This window comes from Pseudoduganella sp. R-32, assembly GCF_049913245.1.
Taxonomy (GTDB): Bacteria; Pseudomonadota; Gammaproteobacteria; order Burkholderiales; family Burkholderiaceae_D; genus Rugamonas.
In genome coordinates this window covers 4,308,673-4,325,974 of the sequence record NZ_CP183987.1, presented here as the reverse complement: position 1 = coordinate 4,325,974, position 17,302 = coordinate 4,308,673, and the positions used below count along the sequence as shown (strand labels likewise).

At 63.9% G+C, this 17,302-nt stretch carries 20 protein-coding genes; 2 read left to right on the top strand and 18 right to left on the bottom strand.

The window, feature by feature from the left end; all coding sequences use genetic code 11:
• Window positions 1–32 precede the first annotated feature (32 nt).
• Window positions 33–2,249 (top strand): putative bifunctional diguanylate cyclase/phosphodiesterase, encoded by a 2,217-nt coding sequence (locus ACN9MU_RS19615; RefSeq protein WP_426343320.1) that lies wholly within the window; start codon window positions 33–35, stop codon window positions 2,247–2,249.
• A gap of 12 nt (window positions 2,250–2,261) precedes the next feature.
• Here the strand turns inward: ACN9MU_RS19615 and ACN9MU_RS19610 are convergent, their stop codons facing one another.
• The 13 genes from ACN9MU_RS19610 to flgB all read right to left on the bottom strand — a co-directional run bounded on the left by ACN9MU_RS19610 (window position 2,262) and on the right by flgB (window position 13,173).
• Entirely contained in the window at window positions 2,262–3,104 is an 843-nt protein-coding gene (locus ACN9MU_RS19610) for a transposase (protein ID WP_426343319.1), read from the bottom strand.
• Window positions 3,105–3,197: 93 nt separating this feature from the next.
• Window positions 3,198–4,232, bottom strand: a complete 1,035-nt coding sequence (locus ACN9MU_RS19605; protein ID WP_426343318.1) for a hypothetical protein — start codon at window positions 4,230–4,232, stop codon at window positions 3,198–3,200.
• 5 nt (window positions 4,233–4,237) lie between these two features.
• Window positions 4,238–5,149 carry a flagellar hook-associated protein FlgL gene (gene flgL, locus ACN9MU_RS19600; protein WP_426162073.1) on the bottom strand — a complete coding sequence of 304 codons (912 nt, stop codon included), beginning with the start codon at window positions 5,147–5,149 and terminating at the stop codon, window positions 4,238–4,240.
• Window positions 5,150–5,160: 11 nt separating this feature from the next.
• Window positions 5,161–6,552 (bottom strand): flagellar hook-associated protein FlgK, encoded by a 1,392-nt coding sequence (flgK, locus tag ACN9MU_RS19595; protein ID WP_426335961.1) that lies wholly within the window; start codon window positions 6,550–6,552, stop codon window positions 5,161–5,163.
• An 84-nt stretch (window positions 6,553–6,636) separates the two neighbouring features.
• Window positions 6,637–7,041, bottom strand: a complete 405-nt coding sequence (locus ACN9MU_RS19590) for a rod-binding protein (RefSeq protein WP_426335960.1) — start codon at window positions 7,039–7,041, stop codon at window positions 6,637–6,639.
• On the bottom strand, window positions 7,041–8,234 hold the full coding sequence (locus ACN9MU_RS19585; protein WP_426318314.1) for a flagellar basal body P-ring protein FlgI: 1,194 nt from the start codon (window positions 8,232–8,234) through the stop codon (window positions 7,041–7,043). The genes ACN9MU_RS19590 and ACN9MU_RS19585 overlap by 1 nt, the downstream gene beginning before the upstream one ends.
• Window positions 8,235–8,244: 10 nt before the next feature.
• A complete protein-coding gene (gene flgH / locus ACN9MU_RS19580; protein WP_426318313.1) occupies window positions 8,245–8,904 on the bottom strand; it encodes a flagellar basal body L-ring protein FlgH in 660 nt (219 codons plus the stop codon).
• Window positions 8,904–9,695 (bottom strand): flagellar basal-body rod protein FlgG, encoded by a 792-nt coding sequence (flgG, locus tag ACN9MU_RS19575; protein ID WP_207232845.1) that lies wholly within the window; start codon window positions 9,693–9,695, stop codon window positions 8,904–8,906. Before flgG ends, flgH begins: the two co-directional genes overlap by 1 nt.
• Before the next feature lie 13 nt (window positions 9,696–9,708).
• The gene (gene flgF / locus ACN9MU_RS19570) at window positions 9,709–10,437 is read right to left on the bottom strand and encodes a flagellar basal-body rod protein FlgF (protein WP_426343317.1); all 729 of its coding nucleotides are present in this window, start codon (window positions 10,435–10,437) and stop codon (window positions 9,709–9,711) included.
• Between the two features lie 14 nt (window positions 10,438–10,451).
• Window positions 10,452–11,699, bottom strand: coding sequence for a flagellar hook protein FlgE (locus ACN9MU_RS19565; RefSeq protein ID WP_426343316.1), 1,248 nt, complete (start codon window positions 11,697–11,699; stop codon window positions 10,452–10,454).
• 15 nt (window positions 11,700–11,714) lie between these two features.
• Window positions 11,715–12,383, bottom strand: coding sequence for a flagellar hook assembly protein FlgD (locus tag ACN9MU_RS19560; protein WP_426343315.1), 669 nt, complete (start codon window positions 12,381–12,383; stop codon window positions 11,715–11,717).
• Window positions 12,383–12,799 carry a flagellar basal body rod protein FlgC gene (gene flgC / locus ACN9MU_RS19555; protein ID WP_426162063.1) on the bottom strand — a complete coding sequence of 139 codons (417 nt, stop codon included), beginning with the start codon at window positions 12,797–12,799 and terminating at the stop codon, window positions 12,383–12,385. Before flgC ends, ACN9MU_RS19560 begins: the two co-directional genes overlap by 1 nt.
• Before the next feature lie 11 nt (window positions 12,800–12,810).
• The gene (gene flgB, locus ACN9MU_RS19550; RefSeq protein WP_426318310.1) at window positions 12,811–13,173 is read right to left on the bottom strand and encodes a flagellar basal body rod protein FlgB; all 363 of its coding nucleotides are present in this window, start codon (window positions 13,171–13,173) and stop codon (window positions 12,811–12,813) included.
• A 54-nt stretch (window positions 13,174–13,227) separates the two neighbouring features.
• On the opposite strand from flgB, the gene flgA reads away from it, so the two are divergent.
• Window positions 13,228–13,944 (top strand): flagellar basal body P-ring formation chaperone FlgA, encoded by a 717-nt coding sequence (flgA, locus tag ACN9MU_RS19545; RefSeq protein WP_426162061.1) that lies wholly within the window; start codon window positions 13,228–13,230, stop codon window positions 13,942–13,944.
• On the opposite strand, the gene ACN9MU_RS19540 is transcribed toward flgA, so the two are convergent.
• From ACN9MU_RS19540 to motA, 5 genes are read right to left on the bottom strand one after another with little or no spacing between them, the layout of a single operon-like run.
• Window positions 13,904–14,704, bottom strand: a complete 801-nt coding sequence (locus ACN9MU_RS19540) for a glycoside hydrolase family 73 protein (RefSeq protein WP_426318309.1) — start codon at window positions 14,702–14,704, stop codon at window positions 13,904–13,906. The two genes, flgA and ACN9MU_RS19540, sit on opposite strands and share 41 nt — an antisense overlap.
• The gene (gene flgN / locus ACN9MU_RS19535) at window positions 14,691–15,119 is read right to left on the bottom strand and encodes a flagellar export chaperone FlgN (RefSeq protein ID WP_426343314.1); all 429 of its coding nucleotides are present in this window, start codon (window positions 15,117–15,119) and stop codon (window positions 14,691–14,693) included. The genes ACN9MU_RS19540 and flgN overlap by 14 nt, the downstream gene beginning before the upstream one ends.
• On the bottom strand, window positions 15,116–15,388 hold the full coding sequence (gene flgM, locus ACN9MU_RS19530; protein ID WP_426162058.1) for a flagellar biosynthesis anti-sigma factor FlgM: 273 nt from the start codon (window positions 15,386–15,388) through the stop codon (window positions 15,116–15,118). The genes flgN and flgM overlap by 4 nt, the downstream gene beginning before the upstream one ends.
• A gap of 22 nt (window positions 15,389–15,410) precedes the next feature.
• The gene (locus tag ACN9MU_RS19525) at window positions 15,411–16,397 is read right to left on the bottom strand and encodes a flagellar motor protein MotB (RefSeq protein WP_426162057.1); all 987 of its coding nucleotides are present in this window, start codon (window positions 16,395–16,397) and stop codon (window positions 15,411–15,413) included.
• On the bottom strand, window positions 16,381–17,295 hold the full coding sequence (gene motA / locus ACN9MU_RS19520) for a flagellar motor stator protein MotA (protein WP_426162056.1): 915 nt from the start codon (window positions 17,293–17,295) through the stop codon (window positions 16,381–16,383). The genes ACN9MU_RS19525 and motA overlap by 17 nt, the downstream gene beginning before the upstream one ends.
• Window positions 17,296–17,302: the final 7 nt, after the last annotated feature.

Genomic DNA, 17,302 nt, shown 5'->3' with positions numbered 1-17,302 from the left:
TTGTCACAAGGGCATGCTAGGCTGGAACCAATATGGATAAAGACCAGCATGCCAGGCAGGCGGAGCAGGGGACCGCCACCCGGCCCGCCGTCCCCGGACTGGCAGGGCTCGATGCACTCTTGCCCGGCGAAGCAGTGCTGGCTGCCATGGGAGGCACTCCGCCGGCCGTCTACAACGGCCTGCAACGCGCCAGCGGCGACCTGCAACTGGCCAGCGACCAGGACTACTTCAACGATCTCTACCTGCTGGCCCCGGTTGGCTATTTTGTCCTCGCGAGCGACAGCACCATCCTGCAAATGAACTTGGTGGGCGCCGACCTGCTCGGCCTGCCGCGCCAGAACCCTGATGGCGTCCCCTTCCGCAACTATGTGGCGCAACGCTTCATTGCCGATTTTGATGCCTTCGTCAGCAACAGCCTGGCCAGCGAAGAGCCGCAGCGCCTGTCGCTGCAGATGACGCGCGGGCGCGGCGACCGCGGCTTTGCCGTCACGCTGCTGGGCAGCGGCACGCCAGGCATGGCGCAATTGCGCGTGGTGCTGGAAATGGCTGAAGGCAAGCTGGCGGCGCTGGAAAAAAGCGAAGAGCGCTTTCGCCGCATCGTGCACAGCGCGGAAGAGGGGATCTGGGAAATCGACGCTGCGGCACGCACCAGTTTCGTCAATCCCAAGATGGCCGCCATGCTCGGTTATACGATCGAGGAGATGCTGGAGCAGCCGCTGGTCAACTTCATGGACGACGAAGGGCGCGCCCTGCTCGAGCGCAATATCGCACGCCGCCAGCAAGGCATTGCGGAGCGCCACGAATTCAAGTTCCTGCGCCGCGATGGCAGCGATATGTGGGCCACCCTGGCCACCAACCCGATCTTCGATTCCGATGGCAGCTACCTCGGCGCGCTGGCGCTGGTCAGCGACATCACCGAGCGCAAGCTGTCGACCGAACTGATCTGGCACCAGGCCAATTACGACTCGCTGACGGCCCTGCCGAACCGCAATATGTTCCAGGACCGGCTATCGCAGGAAATGAAGAAGGCCCGCCGCGACGGCCTGTTCCTGGCCCTGCTGTTCATCGACCTCGACCAGTTCAAGGAAATCAACGACCGGCTCGGCCACGAAATGGGCGATGCCTTGCTGGTGGAGGCGGCGCACCGCATTAGCGCCTGCGTGCGCGCCTCCGACACGCTGGCACGGCTGGGCGGCGACGAGTTCGTGGTGATCCTTCCCGGCCTCGACCATGTCACCAGTGCCGAGCGCGTGGCGCAGCAGATCATCACCAGCCTGAACCGGCCCTTCATCCTGGGCGACAATAGCGGATCGGTGTCCGCCAGCATCGGCATCGCCCTGCATCCCTCGGACGCCAACGACCCCGAGCAATTGCTGCGCAACGCCGACCAGGCCATGTACGCCGCCAAGAATGCCGGCCGCAACCGCTACAGCTACTTCACGCCCGACATGCAGGCCGCCGCCCAATTGCGCCTGCGCATCACGCGCGATTTGCAGATGGCGGTCGCCAACGAACAGTTCGAGCTGCACTACCAGCCCATCGTCAACCTGCATAGCGGCACCATCGAACGTGCCGAAGCGCTGCTGCGCTGGCGCCACCCCGAGCGCGGCATGCTGAACCCGGCCGACTTCATCGGCAGCGCCGAAGCCAGCGGCGTCATTCTCGAAATTGGCGACTGGGTATTCCGCAGCGCCGCCGACCAGGCCAAGCGCTGGCAGGAGGAGCTGGGGCGCCCCTTCCAGATCAGCGTCAACCAGTCGCCGGTGCAGTTTCGCACCGGCCCCGAGATTTTCGAGAAATGGATGCGCTATGTCGAGCAGATGCACCTGGCGCCGCGCAGCATCGTGATCGAGATTACCGAGCGCCTGCTGCTCGACAGCAGCGGCCCGGTGATGGACCGCCTGCGCCAGTTCAAATCGATGGGTTTGCAGGTCGCGCTGGACGACTTCGGCACCGGCCACTCCATGCTGGCCCACCTCAAGAATTTCGACATCGACTACCTGAAGATTGACCGCAGCTTCGTGATGGACCTGGCCGGCGATTCCGGCGACCTCGCGCTGTGCGAAGGCATCATCGTCATGGCCCACAAGCTGGGCCTGAAAGTAGTCGCCGAAGGCGTCGAAACCGAAACCCAGCTCAACCTCCTGAAAGCCGCCGGCTGCGACTACGCCCAAGGCTTCGTCTACGCCCGCCCCTTGCCCCCCAGCCAGATGGGCGCGCTGGCCCGCGGCCCCGCCCAACTGGCGTGATAAAAGTCGGGGTCAGGTCTGGCAATCCGCCATTTCTCGAAAGGCTTTGACGGCGCGGCTGACAGTTCGCACGGACACTTTGGCGTATTCAGCGACTTCTGCCATGGAGTAGGTATGCGAAAGGTAGGCCTTTGCCATAGCTTCCTTGCGGTTCGGGTAGCGGGCAAAATAGTCGGCCAAGTGGAGCACGACCGCGCGGCGTTGGCTGCGATTGAATTCCATTGGAGTACCAGGCAAGTCGCGGCGCGCGACGCGTTCGCAGAACTCTTCATCGCCAAGGAAGAGCTGGTGCCTCACCGCGCGAAACGGGCTTTCCTGCCCGATTCCGTTAAGGACAAAGGCCTCGTAGGCTCGAATTGCCGACTCACGGTCGGCGCCGAACCTTGTAAGCATGGCGTCATGTTGCAGCCATTCCGGCGGGTCGATGGCGCCGATCATTGGCAGGTAGCTGCTCCATAGCCAGTGGCGGGGATGTATCACCAAGCCGGCGCGTACCGGGTTCAGGACCGTATAACGCAATAATTCCATTAGATATTCGCTTTCCTGGCACAGTACGGCGTGATAGCGTCCTGGGAAGACATGCCCGACCAGTCCGTGCTGCCGGTTGAAATACTGCGAATAGTTACTGTTGAGGTAGCGCATGCCGCGCGAGAGTTGCCCCTTCCTGGTCTGCACCACAAGGTGGTAATGGTTGCCCATCAGGCAGTAGGCCAGTACGACAAAGTCGAAACGTTTGCAGGTTTCTGCGAGCAGCGCCAGCCAGCTCAGGCGGTCGCTGTCAGTACGGAAAATGGTCGAGCGCCGGTCGCCCCGCGCAGTCACGTGGTAGCAGGCATTGTCGTGCTCGATGCGCAAGGGTCTGCTCATGGACCCAGTCTAGCTTCGTGGGACAGGCTTGGTCTTGCGTCCGCGCAAGAAATGGCGGATTGCCAGACCTGACCCCGACTTTTAACTTAGGCGTAACAGGGAGACGACGCGGTCGCGGTTGATGCCGACCAGGGCGGAGGTGAGGGAGACCAGGGCGGAGTAGCCGGGCTCGTTGGCGACATTGGCGAAGACTTCGGCCATCTGGCCCATGCCGGCCACTTCGATTTCCGGCAGTTCGCTTTGCACGCGCTGGGTGGCAGTTGCGAGTTCCTGGCGGACCTTGGCCAGCGCGGCTTCGACGTGCGCCAGGGCTTGCGTTACTTGCTGCAGCGTGGCGCGCATCGCTTCGATGTCGCTGGTGCCCCAGCCTTCGGGCATCACGACCGGGGCTTCGGCGTCGGCCTTGATCCGGTTGAGCTGGCCCGCCGGGAAGCGGATGCCCGAGCCTTGCACGGCCAGCAAGTCGCGAATCCCGGGCCAGGCGCTTTCCGGCGCCGTGAACACCAGCTCGCCATCCTTGTTGACCGACACGCGCACTCCGGCGGGGGCCATCGCCTGGTCGAAGCGGGAAATGATTTCAGCGTCCGAGAGGCCGGGCGCCAGGTGCACCGAACGCAGGCCGGCGGTGCCGCCGCCCACCGAGATGGCCAGCGTCTCGCGGGCGCCGTTGCGCAGGTTGGCCAGGGTCATGCCGCGCACGGTGAAGCGCTGGGTCGACGGCTGGTTGGAGTAGTTCAGTTGCGCGTCAAGCGTACCGCCGGACGCTTGCGCCCGGTTGCGCCAGGTTTCGCTGAACTGGCGTACGCGCTGTTCCACCTGGCCGTCGCGCATGGTGCGCGTGGCCAGCTTGGCGGCGATGTCGGTCTTCAGGGCGCGCAGCTGGGCTGCGCTTTGCTCGAGGAAGTCAATCGCTTGCTGGGCGCCCGAGACATCGTTCTGCAGCGGGGCATCCATATTGCTCAGGCCGCGGCGCAGGGGGGCGGGCGCCTTGCTGGCTGCGGCCTGGTCGATCGCCGCGCTTGCCTCTGCCGGCGTGGTCTCAGCCTGTCCTGCCGCCGGATTGGCGGTGGCGCGGGCGGAGAGGCCGGTAGTGCTGGGGCGCTGGGCGATTTCCATGATATTTACAGTACGTTAAACAGCGACAGTCCGCTGACCTTCGAATAAGCCTGGTAAGTCGCTTGTAGGGCGCTATTGTAACCAGACAGCTGGGTGGCCGCGAGGCCGTAATCCAATTGTGCGATATCGGTGATCGCGATCTTGTTCGACAGGCTGACGTTGCTGTGGTTATTGGCCAGGGTTTCCATCACGTTCTGGGCGCCGCCGAACTGGGCGATCTTGCTGGAAATCTGGTTCAGCGCGGAGTCGGTGCCGTCCAGCGCGGTTTTCAACACGCCTTGCAGGACCGGGTCGCTGGGGCTGACGGTTGGGCTGCTCAGCATGCTGATGGCCTGGTCCAGCTGGTTGAGGTAGACGTCCATGCCTTGCACGGTGACATTGGCCGGCTGGGTGATGCCATTGCCCACCACGACTTCCTGGGTGCCGTTATTGCCGGTATAGCTGTAGCGCGCGCCCAGCGGCTGGGTGGCGTCGTACGACAGCGCCGCGGTCGAGGTGAGGGTGCCGGAGAAGATGTACTTGCCTTCCTGGTCCTTGGTATTGCCATTGAAGTACAGCGAGTCGCGCAGCGCCACCAGGCTGTTGACCATGGAGTTCAGGTCGGCCGGCGTGTTGGAGCCGTCAGAAGCCCACACGAACAGGTCGCGCGCGGCGCCCATGTCGTCGACCATCGAACCCAGGTAGGTCTCATTCTTCGACAGGCGGATCTTCACGGCGCTGATGTTGTCCACGTACTGGCTGACGATGTTTTCTTCGCGGCGCAGGCGCGACAGGCGCACATTGGCGATCGGCTCGTCGGACGGCACCTGGATCTTGTTGCCAGTGGCCATCTGCTCGGTCAGCTTGGCGATCACCGTCTGGTTGATCTGCAGCGAGCGGTTCATGGATGCCTGGAACTGGCTGGAGGCGATACGCATTTCAATAATCCTCAGAACAGCGCCAAGGTGGCGTCAAACAGGGTGTTGGCAACGGCGATCACCTTCATGTTCGCCTGGTACATATTCTGGAACTCGACCAGGTTGATCGCTTCCTCGTCCTTGTTGACCGAGCTGGTCGCGGCCCAATCGTCTTCCGATTGCTGGCGGATGGTGGCGGCGGTGTCCAGCAGCGACTGGTTCTGGCCGCTGTCGATGCCCAGCTTGCCCACCAGCTGGGTGTCGGCATCGCCGATCAGCACCGTGCCGACCGAGGTCAGGGTGATGGGCTGGCCCTTGATCGCGATCAGGTCTTGCAGGTTCTTGCTGTCGCCAGGCGCGCCGTTGGACGAGAACGCCAGGTCCTGGGCCTGGATGCCCGGGACCAGGCCGAGGATGCCGCCGGCGCCGGTGGCGTTGAAGGCGAACAGGGCGCCGCCAGGCGTGGCGGTAATCGGCGGACCCGGCAGGCCGTCCGGCTTGTAGCCCAGCGCCATGGTGTTGTTGACCTTGGTCGCCAGCTGGTTGGCCATGTCCAGCAGCGACTGCTGCAGCGGCTGCAGGGTGTTCTTCTCGAAATCGCCAATGCCGCCCAGCTGGCCGCCAACCTTGGTGTCGTCCAGGCCGAAGGTGGTGCCGGCAAATTTCAGTTCGAGCGTGGCTGGCGTGGTCGACGGATTCATCGACATGGTGCCGGCCAGGTTGCCGACCACCAGCGGCTGGCCGCTGCGCAGGGAAACGCTGCGGGTGCCGTCCGGCTGTTCCAGCACCTCCACCGAGACCAGGTTGGCCAGCGAATCAATGGCGCGGTCGCGTTCATCGACCAGGGCCGAGGTGTTGGTGCCGAGCGAACCGGCCTGGGTAATGCGGTTGTTCAGGGCCGCAATATTGGCGCTGAGGGTATTCAGCTGCGGCAGCATGGCGTCGCGCTGCTGCGTGATCGACACCTGCTGCTGGCGCGTGACGTTGTAGATGCTGTTGAACGATTGCGCCATGGCGTTGGCGGCGGTCAGCACCTGCTGGCGCAGCGGGGTCGACACCGGGTCGACGCCGGCCGCGTTCAGGGCGCGGAAGAACTGGTCGACGCCGTTCGACAGGCTGGTCTTTTCATCGCCCATCACGCGTTCAAGTTGCGTGAAGTAGGGCTGGCTCTGGGTGCGCGAGCCGAGTTCGGAGTTGGCACGCCATAATTGCTGGCTCTTGTACGAGTCGGAGAAGCGCAACAGCTTGCTCACTTCAACGCCGAAGCCGGGACCGCCGGAGCCGGCCGAAGGGGCAACGGCCGACAGCAGCACGCCCTGGCGGGTATAACCCTTGGTTTGCAAGTTTGCAATGTTCTGGCTGGTCGTGTTGATGGCGGCCTGGGCGGCCAACGATCCCGACAGTGCATTGTTGATAATCGACATGGTGCAATCTTCCCTTAGGCTGGGCCGTTGCTCAATGGCATCTTGGCCCGTTATCGAGTAAAGGCGACCGCGCCAATGGGGAGATTAAGCGTCGGTCGGATTTTTCTTGGATAAAACTGAAATTTCTGGCTGGGAAGCCCCGGCAGGCGGCGTCGCTGGCAATAACTGGCGCAGGATGGCGTCGGCGACGCCGAAGGCGCGGCGGCCGGCCAGCTGGTCGGCCACCATATTGTCGGCCATGTCCAGCATGTCGCTGTTGATCGAGTCCTTGTAGATGCTGTCGTCGTCGGCCATGGCCTTGGTTGCGTCGCGCATCTTGTGCAGCGTCTGGGCGATGAAGAAGCTCTCGAACTTGACGGCGGCATCGGTGGCCTTGTCGCGATAGCGTACTTCCTCGGTCTGCGGGGCAGGGGCGGCCTGCCCGAGCTTGCTGTCGTCGGCGCCGATGCCCAGCTTGCGTACCGGCAGGGGGGCGAAGCGGCCGTCCATCAGATCACCACCAGTTCGCCTTCGATGGCGCCGGCCTGGTCCAGGGCTTGCAGGATTGCCATGATGTCATCCGGCGTCGCGCCCAGGCTGTTGACCACGTCGATGATGGCTTGCAGCTTGGCGCCTGCCGGCCATTTGAACATTTGCGGCTTGGCTTCATTCACCGCCACGTTCGATTGCGGGGTGATGGCCGTCTGGCCCTGGCTGAAGGGCGCCGGCTGGCTGACCTTCGAGCTTTCCGAAATGACCACCTTGAGCGAGCCGTGGGTAACGGCGGCCGCCTTCACGCGCAGGCCATCGGCGATGACCACGGTGCCGGTACGCGAGTTGAACACGACTTTCGGCACGTCCTGGCCGACTTCGATCGGCAGCGCTTCCAGCTTGGCCATGAAGGCCACGCGCTGGGTCGGGTTCTGCGGCGCCAGCACGTCGATGCCGGTGCCGTCCGCCGTGCTGGCCACGTCGCCGAACTTGCGGTTGATCGCTTCCACGATATTGGTGGCGGTCTCGAAGTTCGGCTGCTTCAGCGACAGGTGCACTGATGGCTTGCTGGCGAAGTCGGTGGCGATTTCGCGTTCGATCACGGCGCCGTTCGGGATGCGGCCGGCGGTCGGGGTGTTGACGGTGACCGAGGAGCCGCTCTTGCCGGCGGCGGACAGGCCGCCCACCACCACATTGCCCTGGGCCAGCGCGTAGACTTCGTTGTCGGCGGCTTTGAGCGGGGTCAGCAGCAGGGAGCCGCCGCGCAGGCTCTTGGCGTCGCCCAGCGAGGAGACCGTGACGTCGATCGGCTGGCCGCGGCGGTAGCCTGGCGGGAACACGGCGGACACCATCACGGCAGCCACGTTCTTGGACTTGGCGTCGGCGCCATCCGGCATTTTCACGCCGAACTGCTTGAGCATGTTGACCACCGACTGGCTGGCGAACTTGACCTGGGTCGAGTCGCCGGAGCCGTTCAGGCCGACCACCAGGCCGTAGCCGACCAGGGGGTTGTCGCGCACGCCTTCGATGGCGACCAGGTTGCGCAGCTGGGGGGCGGCGGTGGCGGGGATGGCGATGGCCAGCAGCAGGGCTGCCACGAACCGGTAAACCCGTGTCAGAGCCGCAGGGTCAGACACTGATACGCGGCGGCCGCTGGCCAGTGCCTGACCCTGCGGGTCAGGCAGTGATTTGCCGGTTTTGAAGCTGAACATATCCATCACCTCAGAAAGGCATCAAAGGACCAAGGAAGAAGCGCGTCAGCCAGCCCGGCTGGTTGGTATCGGCCAGCGTGCCTTGCGCACCGTATGCGATGCGGGCATTGGCGATACGCTGCGACGACACCATATTGTTGGCATCGATATCGGCCGCGCGCAGGAAGCCGCGCAGGCGCACGAATTCCTCGCCCTGGTTCAGGGTCAGCACTTTTTCGCCGGCGACCTTGAGCAAGCCGTTCGGCATCACTTCCTGCACGATCACGGTGATCGCGCCGCTCAGGGCATTCTGCTGGGTGCTCTGGGCATCGCCCTTGAAGCCGCGCTCAGCCGAAATATCGACGCCGGCCTTCGGGAACGTCTTGCCCAGCAGGCTGGGCGAAGCAATGCCGACGCTGGAATCCTTGGCCAGGGTGGTGCCCGCACTCTTCGATGCCTGCGTGGTTTCTTGCAGGATCACGGTGACGATATCGCCGACGCGGAAGGCGCGGCTATCCGACACCAGCGAGATGCTGCTGTCCGGATTGAAGACGCCGCCTGAGGTGCCGCGCGGCAAGGCGCTGCGCGACACGGCAGGGGTTTCGTCGAAAGGCGCCGGGCGCACGGTCGGCTGCAGGCTGGAGCAGCCAGCCAGCAGGACCAGGGCCAGCGCGGGCAGGGCGGTTTTCATCAGCGTGCGGCCTGTGCCAGGTACTGCAGCATATTATCCGCTGCCGTCAGAACTTTGGTGTTCATTTCGTAGGTGCGCTGGGCGGCGATCATGTCCACCATCTCTTCCACCACCTGCACGTTGGAGCCCTCCAGGGCACCCTGCTTGAGCTTGCCGAACTGGGCGTCGCCCGGACGGCCTTCGGTCGGGGCGCCGGAGGCCGGGGTTTCGGCGAACAGATTTTCACCCAGCGCCTGCAGGCCGGTCGGGTTGATGAAGGAAGTCAGGGTCAACTGGCCCAGTTCGGTCGGGGTGGTGTTGCCCGGAATCGTGGCCGACACGGTGCCGTTTTCGCCGATGGTGATGGCGGTGGCATTGGCCGGCACGGTGATCTGCGGCACCAGCGGCAGGCCGGAGGCGTTGACCAGCACGCCGTCCTTGTCGACCTGCAACTGGCCGGCGCGGGTAAAGGCCGGCTCGCCGTTCGGGCGGCGCACTTGCAGGAAACCATTGCCCATCACAGCCACGTCGAGCGCGTTGTTGGTGGTTTGCACATTGCCGTTGGTGAAAATCTTCTGGGTGCCGACCAGGTGGGTACCGTTACCCATCTGCACGCCGGACGGGTTCAGGGTGTTGTTGTCGGCACGCTGGGCGCCCGGCTGCTGGTCGATCGAATAGAACAGGTCTTCGAACACCACGCGGTCGCGCTTGAAGCCGACGGTGTTGGCGTTGGCCAGGTTGTTGGCGATGGCCTGCAGCTTCGCGTCTTGCGCCTGCACGCCGGTCTTGCTGATCCACATTGCTGGATTCATCGTGATTCTCCTGTTAGCCGCTAATCAGTTTGTTGCCGACCGAGGTCATGTCGTCGGCGGCCTTGAACAATTTCATCTGGATTTCGAAGGTGCGATTCAGGCTCATGGTGGCCACCATTTCTTCGACTGCCGTCACATTGGCGCCTTCCAGATGGCCGGCCTTCACTTGCACGGTCGGGTCGGTGCCCAGCAACTGGCCGTCGCGCGCCACCAGCAGGCCCGCTTCATTCTTGCTCAGCTCGGACGCTTCGGCGCGCACCAGCTTGAGCTTGTCGATCACCTGCATCTCGGCATTGGCGGTCGGGCCCAGGATGGAGACGGTGCCGTCCTGGCCGATTTCCACCTTGCGGTGCACCGGCAGGGTGATCGGGCCGCCTTCGCCCAGCAACTGCATGCCGTTGACGGTCAGGGTGCCGTCGGCATCGAGCGTGATGGCGCCGGCGCGGGTGTAGGCTTCGCCCGTCGGGCCCTGCACGGCGAAGTAGCCGGGGCCGGAAATGGCCACGTCCAGTTCGCGGCCGGTCTGGCGCAGCGCGCCCTGGCGGTCGGTCACGGCGTTCGACTGCATCTGCGACATGTGGCGGTCGTCGTAGCCGTAGCCGGGCAGCTTGGCAGCCTGCGCCAGCTCGAGGTTGGCGCGGAAGCCGTTGGTGTCGAGGTTGGCGAGGTTGTTGGCGTGCACCTGCTGGCCACGCATGGCCCGCTCGGCGCCGCTCATCGCGGTGTAGATCAGCGCGTCCATTCAGTTGGCCTTTATTACAGGGCTTGCATCAGCGACTGCAGCATCTCGTTCTCCGCGGTGATGACCTTGGAGTTGGCCTGGTAGTTGCGCTGCGAGGTCATCAGGCTGACCAGCTCCGAGGTCACATCGACGTTGGAGGTTTCCAGCGAAGCGACCGTCAGTGCGCCGGCGATGCCCTGGCCGGCTTCGGACAGGTTGGCGTTGCCGGACTGCACGTTGGCGGTCCAGGACGTTTCATTGACCGGGGTCAGCGCATCTTCATCCGGGAAGGTGGCGATGGCCAGGCGGGCGATGGCTTGCTTTTCGCCGTTGGAGTACTTGGCCACCACGTTGCCGGCCTGGTCCAGTTCCACGCCCACGTAGCTGCCGGCCGCGTAGCCGTCGGCGGCGTTGGTCGAGGTGGTCGATTCGCCTTTCTGGAAGGTGGTGCCGGTGTAGTCGATCTCGACGGTCATGGCGGCTGCCGGGGCGGCGGCGAAGCTCAGGTTATGGGCATAGGAGGCGCCGCCGTTGGCCGCCAGGTCCAGCTGGCCGCTGGTGTCGAAGGTCAGGGTGTAGGGCGAACCGCCGGCGGCGCCCAGGTCGGTGCCGTCCACTGCCGAGTAGACCTTCACGGTGCGCGCCGCAACGTCTTTCACGAAATACTGGGTCACGGTGTGCTCATTGCCCAGGGAGTCGTGCACCACGGTGACCTTGGACATGTTGTACATGTTGGCGTCAGGCACCACGGCCGGGGTGACGGTAGCGTTCGGCAGCTTGGTGGTGATATTGCCGGTCGGGACGGTCCAGTCGGCCGACATATTGGCCACGAAATCGATGTTGGTGGTGGCTTTCGCGGTCAGCAGGTTGGTCGGAACCTTGATGTCGCCCATCGGCCCGGCCACCATGCTTGGCGGGGTCAGCTGGAAGCCCTGGACCTTGGCGCCGGCGCTGTTGACCAGGAAATCGGTGGCATCCTTGGTGAAGATGCCGACGCGGGTGTAGTTGGTCTGGCCGGTGGAATCCTTGGCCACGAAGAAGCCGCGGCCATTGATCAGGGCGTCCAGGCCGCGGTTGGTGGCCTGGATGCCGCCGTTCAGGCCGATCGACTGGGTGGTCGAGCCGATGTGCACGCCGGTCGGCTGCGCACCGGCGTGCAGCGAGGCGAAGTTGGCGCGGCTGGACTTGAAGCCGTAGGTCCCGGCGTTGGCGATATTGTTGGAAATCGTGCCCAGTTGCTCGTTGATGGCCTGGATGCCGGACAAAGCGATATCGAAACTCATGGCGAGGACCTTTCGTTAAATAGCGGAAGTCGGGGTTTTGCCCCGGAATGCGGTAATGGCGGAAGGCGATACTTCGCCCACGGAATCAATCTTGACGGTAACGCTACCGGCGGCGCCGACCTGAACGCTGTCGAGGCGGCCCAGCACGGCCAGCGGCGCGTTCGGGTTGCTCTCGCTGGCCAGGCGCATGGAATAGCTGCCGGCTGGCAGGCCGAGCGCGGCCGGGTCGATGGTGAACTGGTGGGTGCCCGCAGGCAGGGTGCCCATGACGATTTCAACCTGTTGGCCGTTGCTGCCGGTCAGGACCAGGCTGGTCTTGGCCGAGCTGCTGCCCAGGGTCGCTTCGCCCACCACCTTGTGACCATCGATGTTCACCTGGCTGGACTGCACCATCACGTCGGAACCGACCTGGGCGCCCATGGCCAGCACCTGCATCGATTGCAGCACGGAGGCGTTGGCGGTGGTCAGGCTGGCCAGGTTCTGCAGCGCTTCGGTTTGCGAGAGCTGGGTCAATTGCTGGACGAACTGCGAGGGGTCTTGCGGCGACAGCGGGTCCTGGTTCTTGATCTGGGCCACCAGCAGCTTGGTGAACATGTCGCGCCCTTCGTTGGAGGCGCCGTTCAGCGCCACGCCGGTCGGGTTGCTGTTTTGCGCAGCAGCGTTGGTAAACAGGTTGGTTTCCATCAGGATTCACCGAGTTTGAGCAGGGAAGCCTGCATGCCGCGGATGCGGCCCAGCACTTCCACATTGGTTTCAAAAGCACGCGAAGCCGACATCATGTCGGTCATCTCGGCCACCTGGTTGACATTCGGGTAGAACACCATGCCGTCGGCATTGGCCAGCGGGTTGCCGGGCTCGTACACCTTGCGCAGCGGTTCGGCCGACTCGACCACGTCCAGCACCTGCACCCGGCCGCCGGCTGCGGCGTCGACGTTGTCGTCCATGACGGTGGCGAAGACCGGCTTGCGGGCGCGGTAGGTTTCGGCCTCGCTGCCGGCCACCGAGTCGGCATTGGCCAGGTTGGAGGCGACGGTATTCAGGCGCACTGTCTGTGCCGCCATCGCCGAACCGGCAATTTGCGCAATGTCTTTAAAGCTCATGAAAAATCCCCTTATTGACCGTTGATGGCTTTGGCGATGCCACGCAATTTCATGTTGATGAAGGTCAAACTGGTTGCGAAGTCAGTTGCATTTTGCGAGAAAGCGGCTTGCTCCACGCCAATTTCAACGGTGTTGCCGTCGCCGCTGGGGTGGTAGGGCACGCGGAACTTGGTTTCACCATCTCCCTCGAGGATTGGCTCACCGGACAGCTCCGCTTCGACGCGCGCCAGCGACTCCTTGAAGTCGATATCCTGGGCTGAATAGCCCGGCGTATTCTCGTTGGCGATGTTCGATGCCAGGACGCGCGTACGTTGCGCGCGCAGCTGCAATGCATCCGCATGCAAACCCAGCGCGTCCTTGAAATTAATGGCCATTGTTGCTCTCCTCTGGTAATGTCCCAGCGAATTTACAGTCTAAAGGTATTGCCCATGCCCAACAATCCCATTGTACAGGTTTTCGGTGGAATATTGCTCATAGGAATTTTAAATTTCAGACTTGCAACTGCTTCAACAATGGAAGAATTGCTAAGCAAAGTGAAACTAGCTGCAGAAAAGCAATTGCAAAACAATGCAGAAAGCCAACGCTGGCTGGAGCCGAAGTTCGATGTCGAAGTCATAAAGACCAATCGCGTCATTCCTTCCTGTCCCTCTGAGACACGGGTTGAGAGCCTGGACCAGCGCGGCATCGCACGCATGCGTTTCGTGGTGGTTTGCCCAAGCTTGCAAGGTTGGCGCTATGAGTTCCTTGCCAAGGGCAAGGTGTCGGCAAACGTTGCAGTTGCTGCCACCGATTTAATTTCCGGAAAAATTCTGTCGCCTATAGACTTGTTGCGGGAGCGCCACGATATCACCTTGATTCCCGATGCTTTTTCCGACTTTGGCGAGCTCGAGGGGATGGCTGCGCGGCGCACCATCCGCGCCGGCGAAGTCATTCGGCAGAATATGTTGGCAGCGCCACAACTGGTCAAGCGCGGCGACCAGGTGCGCATCGTCGCCAAGCGCGAGCAGATCGAGGTGTCGATGGCGGGCGAAGCCCTGGACAATGGCACGCGCGGCGCCATCATCCGAGTGAAAAACAGCAGCGGCACCCAGATCCGGGCGCGCGTTATTGATGCTGGGACTGTTGAGCCTGCAGACTTGCCTTGATGCTGGCGGCAACCCGGCCCAGCTTGTCGGCGTAGGCGGGATCGGTGGCATAGCCGCCGGCCTGCAGCGCGTGTGCAAAGGCTTGCGCGTCGCTGCCGGTGTTGAGGGCGCGCCGGTAGCGTGGATTGTCGAGCAGCATGCCGGCATAGTCTTCGAACGAGCCGCCCATGTCGCCGTAGCCGCGGAAGCGCTCGTTGCGGCTGTGCGCGACGCCGTCTTCCACTTCCAGCGTGGCCAGCGCCTGCACGGCGCCCTGCCAGTTGCCGCCAGCCTTGATGCCGAACATATTGTTGCCCGGGGCATGGCGGCCCCAGCCTGATTCCAGCGCCGCGTGGGCGGCCACCAGTTCCGGCGCCACGCCAAGCCTTGCCGCGGCCGCTTCCGCATGCGGGCGGATCGCTTCCAGGAAGGCTTGCTGGGCTTCGCTGGGCACCCCGGCCTCGGGCGTTGCCTCGCTGCCGCCGAAGGCGCGCGCAGCAATGCGGGCGCGCAGGGCGGCGCCATCGGCAGTCAGGGCGTTGCCGGCGCCGGGCGCAGCGGCGCCCGGTGCGTCGGCTGCCGCAATATAGCGTGCAACTTCGGCATGCACCTGGCGGAAGGTGGCGCTGCCCGCGCCGCCGCTGGCGGCCGGGGAAGGGCTGAAGGCTGCCGGCAGCGCAGGGCGCGTCGCGCTCATATTGCTGACGGTGGCTGCCGTGGCCTGGGTCGGCGCGGTGGCGGCGGTAAAGGCCCGGAAAGGCGTGAATTCAGACCGGCTCATAGGTTTGATCGTCGCCATGCAGCACGCGCTGCATGATGGTGTATTGCTCCGCCAGCAATTCGGCATTGCGGCGGCCCATTTCGCGCGCCGTCTGCACCATGCCTTCCAGTTGCGCCCAGTCAGCTTCGAGGCGCGCACGCGCATCGGGCTTGAGCAGGGTGAACACTTGTTCCATGGAGGGCTGGGCGCCGACCAGGCGGGTTGCCAGTTCGACGCGCTGGGCGCGGCGCGCTTCCAGCACATCGACCAAAGCGCCGATTTCTTTAGCGATTTCGCCCAGGCGTTCGCTCTGGTGGCGGATCGCCGCTTCAAATTGCTGGGCAATCAGGTCCAGCATCTGCTGGTAACTGCGCAAGTCCGCCTTGATGCCGTCGAGCAGCAAGCGCATGGCGTCCTGGCGGCTGATCTCGCTCACTGCTCGCCCCGGTGGAACTTCTGGATCAGGCCGGCCAGCTTGCCGGCGTCGAACGGCAGTTCGCCCTTGGCCAGGGCGTCGCGCAACTGCGCCACGCGCTCGTGGTCGATGTCGCCCATCTCTTTCATGGCCTGGATGGCGGGTTGCATCACGGCCGATTCCAGCTCGCGCCGGGCGGCCGGGGCGGCGCTCGGGCGCGCCGCGTCGGCCGGCGCGCTGTCGGCCACGGTCTGCACCGGGGTGCCTGGGGTAGAACCGGAAATCCTCATACGGTTTCCTCTTGACTTAACATTAATTGCCATTGCTTTTCCCCTTGCCAGGCAGCAGTTGTTGCCGCAATTGCTGCAACAGGCCGGGTTCGGGCAAATCCGATTCCCGGATGATAGCAGTCTTGCTGCTTGGCATGCCAAACATATCGGCGATGGCTTTCGCCTGCGTGTTGGTCAGGATCAGCAGTTCGATCCGGCGGTTGACGCCAGCATCGGCCCGTTTGGCATCGAGCGGCGCACGGTCGGCCATGCCGACCACCTGCAGCACGCTGTCCTGCGGCATGCTGCCGGCCAGCAGCTGCGAGCGCGCGGCCATGGCGCGGTTGCTGGACAGGTTCCAGTTGGAGAAGGCCTTGTAGCTGGTATCGGCATACTGCGAGGAGTCGGTATGGCCGACGATCAGCATCTGGTTTTCCATCTTGGCGAACAGCGGGCCCATGCTCTGCAGCAGGCGCGCGAACTTGTCGGTCGGCACCGCCGAGCCGCGCACGAACATGCCCTGGCTGTCGGTATCGTGCAACATCACGCGCAAGCCATACGGCGTGACCACCGATTCCAGATTGCTGGCCAGGCCGGTTTCCTCGCTCATCCTGGCGAGCGTCTTGGCCAGCAGCTTGAGGTCTTCCGGCGTTTCGTAGCGCACCCGGTTTTCCGCCGTGTCGGTCGGGCTCTTGTTGAAGCCCTGGGTGGCATTGCCGTCCACATCGGTATTGCCGGTGCGCGGCATCGGGAAGCGTTCGATCAGGCTGCCGCGCGGGCCGCCCACCTGTTCCGGCATCACGCCCTTGCCGACGTCGGTCTTGCTGCCGTCGGACTGGGTCAGCACGTGTTCCAGCGATTCCTGGTTGCGCACGGCCATCAGCCATAGCACCAGGAACAGGCACATCAGGGCCAGGCAGAAGTCGGCAAAGGCAACCTTCCAGGCGCCGCCATGCTCGTCGTGCTTGTGCTTGCCACCGCCGCGCTTGACGATGGTTTGCTCATGGTGCTTGTCATGCGGCTTTAGCACGGCCACCTCCTCGGCGCGAAGTCGATTCCGGCTCGTCGCCGCCTTCCATCGCATTGATCCAGCCTTCGAGCTGGGCGAAGCTAGGCTTGATGTTCAGCTGCACCAGGCGGCGCCCGGCGTCGATGGCCAGCAGCGGCGGCTTGCCGGCCACGTGGGTGACCAGCACCACTTTCACGCATTCCATGGTGGACGCTTCCTGGCTGACCAGCTGCTTGAGCATGTTGGAAATCGGGTCCAGCACGCCGTAGCAGAAGAAGATGCCGATGAAGGTGCCGACCATGGCGGCGCCCACGTGCTCGGCGATCTCGGCCGAGGTGGCGCCTTCGCCCACCGTGCCCATGGTGATCACGATGCCCAGCACCGCGGCCAGGATACCGAAGCCCGGCATGGCTTCGCCGATCTTGCCCAGCGACTTGGCCGGCTGGGTCAGTTCTTCGTGGATGGCTTCCAGTTCCTGCTCCAGCACGCCTTCCAGTTCGTGGGCGTTGATCTTGCCCATGGCCATCAGGCGGAAGTTGTCGACGATGAAGGCCAGCAGCTTGGGCTCGTCCAGGATCAGCGGATAGCGCTGGAACAGCGGCGATTCGCGCGGCGCTTCGACGTGGGCGTCAAGTGCCTTCAGGCCGCCGGCCGCCAGTTGCAGCAGTTCATACATCAGCAGCAGCAGCTGGCGCTGGAATTCCGAGTCGTACTTCTTGCGCGACATCAGGTGCTTGACCTGCACCATGGTTTCCGACAGCACGTGGCGCGGGTTGCCGATGACAAAGGCACCGATGCCGGCGCCGGCAATCACCAGCAGTTCCAGCGGCTGCCAGATCGCGGTGAAGTGGCCGCCCATCATGGCGTAGCCACCGAACACCGAGCCAAACACGATCATGATGCCGAATAGTTGCTGCATGGTTTAT

Coding starts and splice junctions, on each gene's coding strand:
- ACN9MU_RS19615 (WP_426343320.1), top strand. CDS start 33: ATGGATAAAGACCAGCATGCCAGGCAGGCGGAGCAGGGGACCGCCACC.
- ACN9MU_RS19605 (WP_426343318.1), bottom strand. CDS start 4,232: ATGGAAATCGCCCAGCGCCCCAGCACTACCGGCCTCTCCGCCCGCGCC.
- flgL (WP_426162073.1), bottom strand. CDS start 5,149: ATGCGTATCGCCTCCAGCCAGTTCCAGGCATCCATGAACCGCTCGCTG.
- flgK (WP_426335961.1), bottom strand. CDS start 6,552: ATGTCGATTATCAACAATGCACTGTCGGGATCGTTGGCCGCCCAGGCC.
- ACN9MU_RS19590 (WP_426335960.1), bottom strand. CDS start 7,041: ATGGACGGCCGCTTCGCCCCCCTGCCGGTACGCAAGCTGGGCATCGGC.
- ACN9MU_RS19585 (WP_426318314.1), bottom strand. CDS start 8,234: ATGTTCAGCTTCAAAACCGGCAAATCACTGCCTGACCCGCAGGGTCAG.
- flgH (WP_426318313.1), bottom strand. CDS start 8,904: ATGAAAACCGCCCTGCCCGCGCTGGCCCTGGTCCTGCTGGCTGGCTGC.
- flgG (WP_207232845.1), bottom strand. CDS start 9,695: ATGAATCCAGCAATGTGGATCAGCAAGACCGGCGTGCAGGCGCAAGAC.
- flgF (WP_426343317.1), bottom strand. CDS start 10,437: ATGGACGCGCTGATCTACACCGCGATGAGCGGCGCCGAGCGGGCCATG.
- ACN9MU_RS19565 (WP_426343316.1), bottom strand. CDS start 11,699: ATGAGTTTCGATATCGCTTTGTCCGGCATCCAGGCCATCAACGAGCAA.
- ACN9MU_RS19560 (WP_426343315.1), bottom strand. CDS start 12,383: ATGGAAACCAACCTGTTTACCAACGCTGCTGCGCAAAACAGCAACCCG.
- flgC (WP_426162063.1), bottom strand. CDS start 12,799: ATGAGCTTTAAAGACATTGCGCAAATTGCCGGTTCGGCGATGGCGGCA.
- flgB (WP_426318310.1), bottom strand. CDS start 13,173: ATGGCCATTAATTTCAAGGACGCGCTGGGTTTGCATGCGGATGCATTG.
- flgA (WP_426162061.1), top strand. CDS start 13,228: ATGCCCAACAATCCCATTGTACAGGTTTTCGGTGGAATATTGCTCATA.
- ACN9MU_RS19540 (WP_426318309.1), bottom strand. CDS start 14,704: ATGAGCCGGTCTGAATTCACGCCTTTCCGGGCCTTTACCGCCGCCACC.
- flgM (WP_426162058.1), bottom strand. CDS start 15,388: ATGAGGATTTCCGGTTCTACCCCAGGCACCCCGGTGCAGACCGTGGCC.
- motA (WP_426162056.1), bottom strand. CDS start 17,295: ATGCAGCAACTATTCGGCATCATGATCGTGTTTGGCTCGGTGTTCGGT.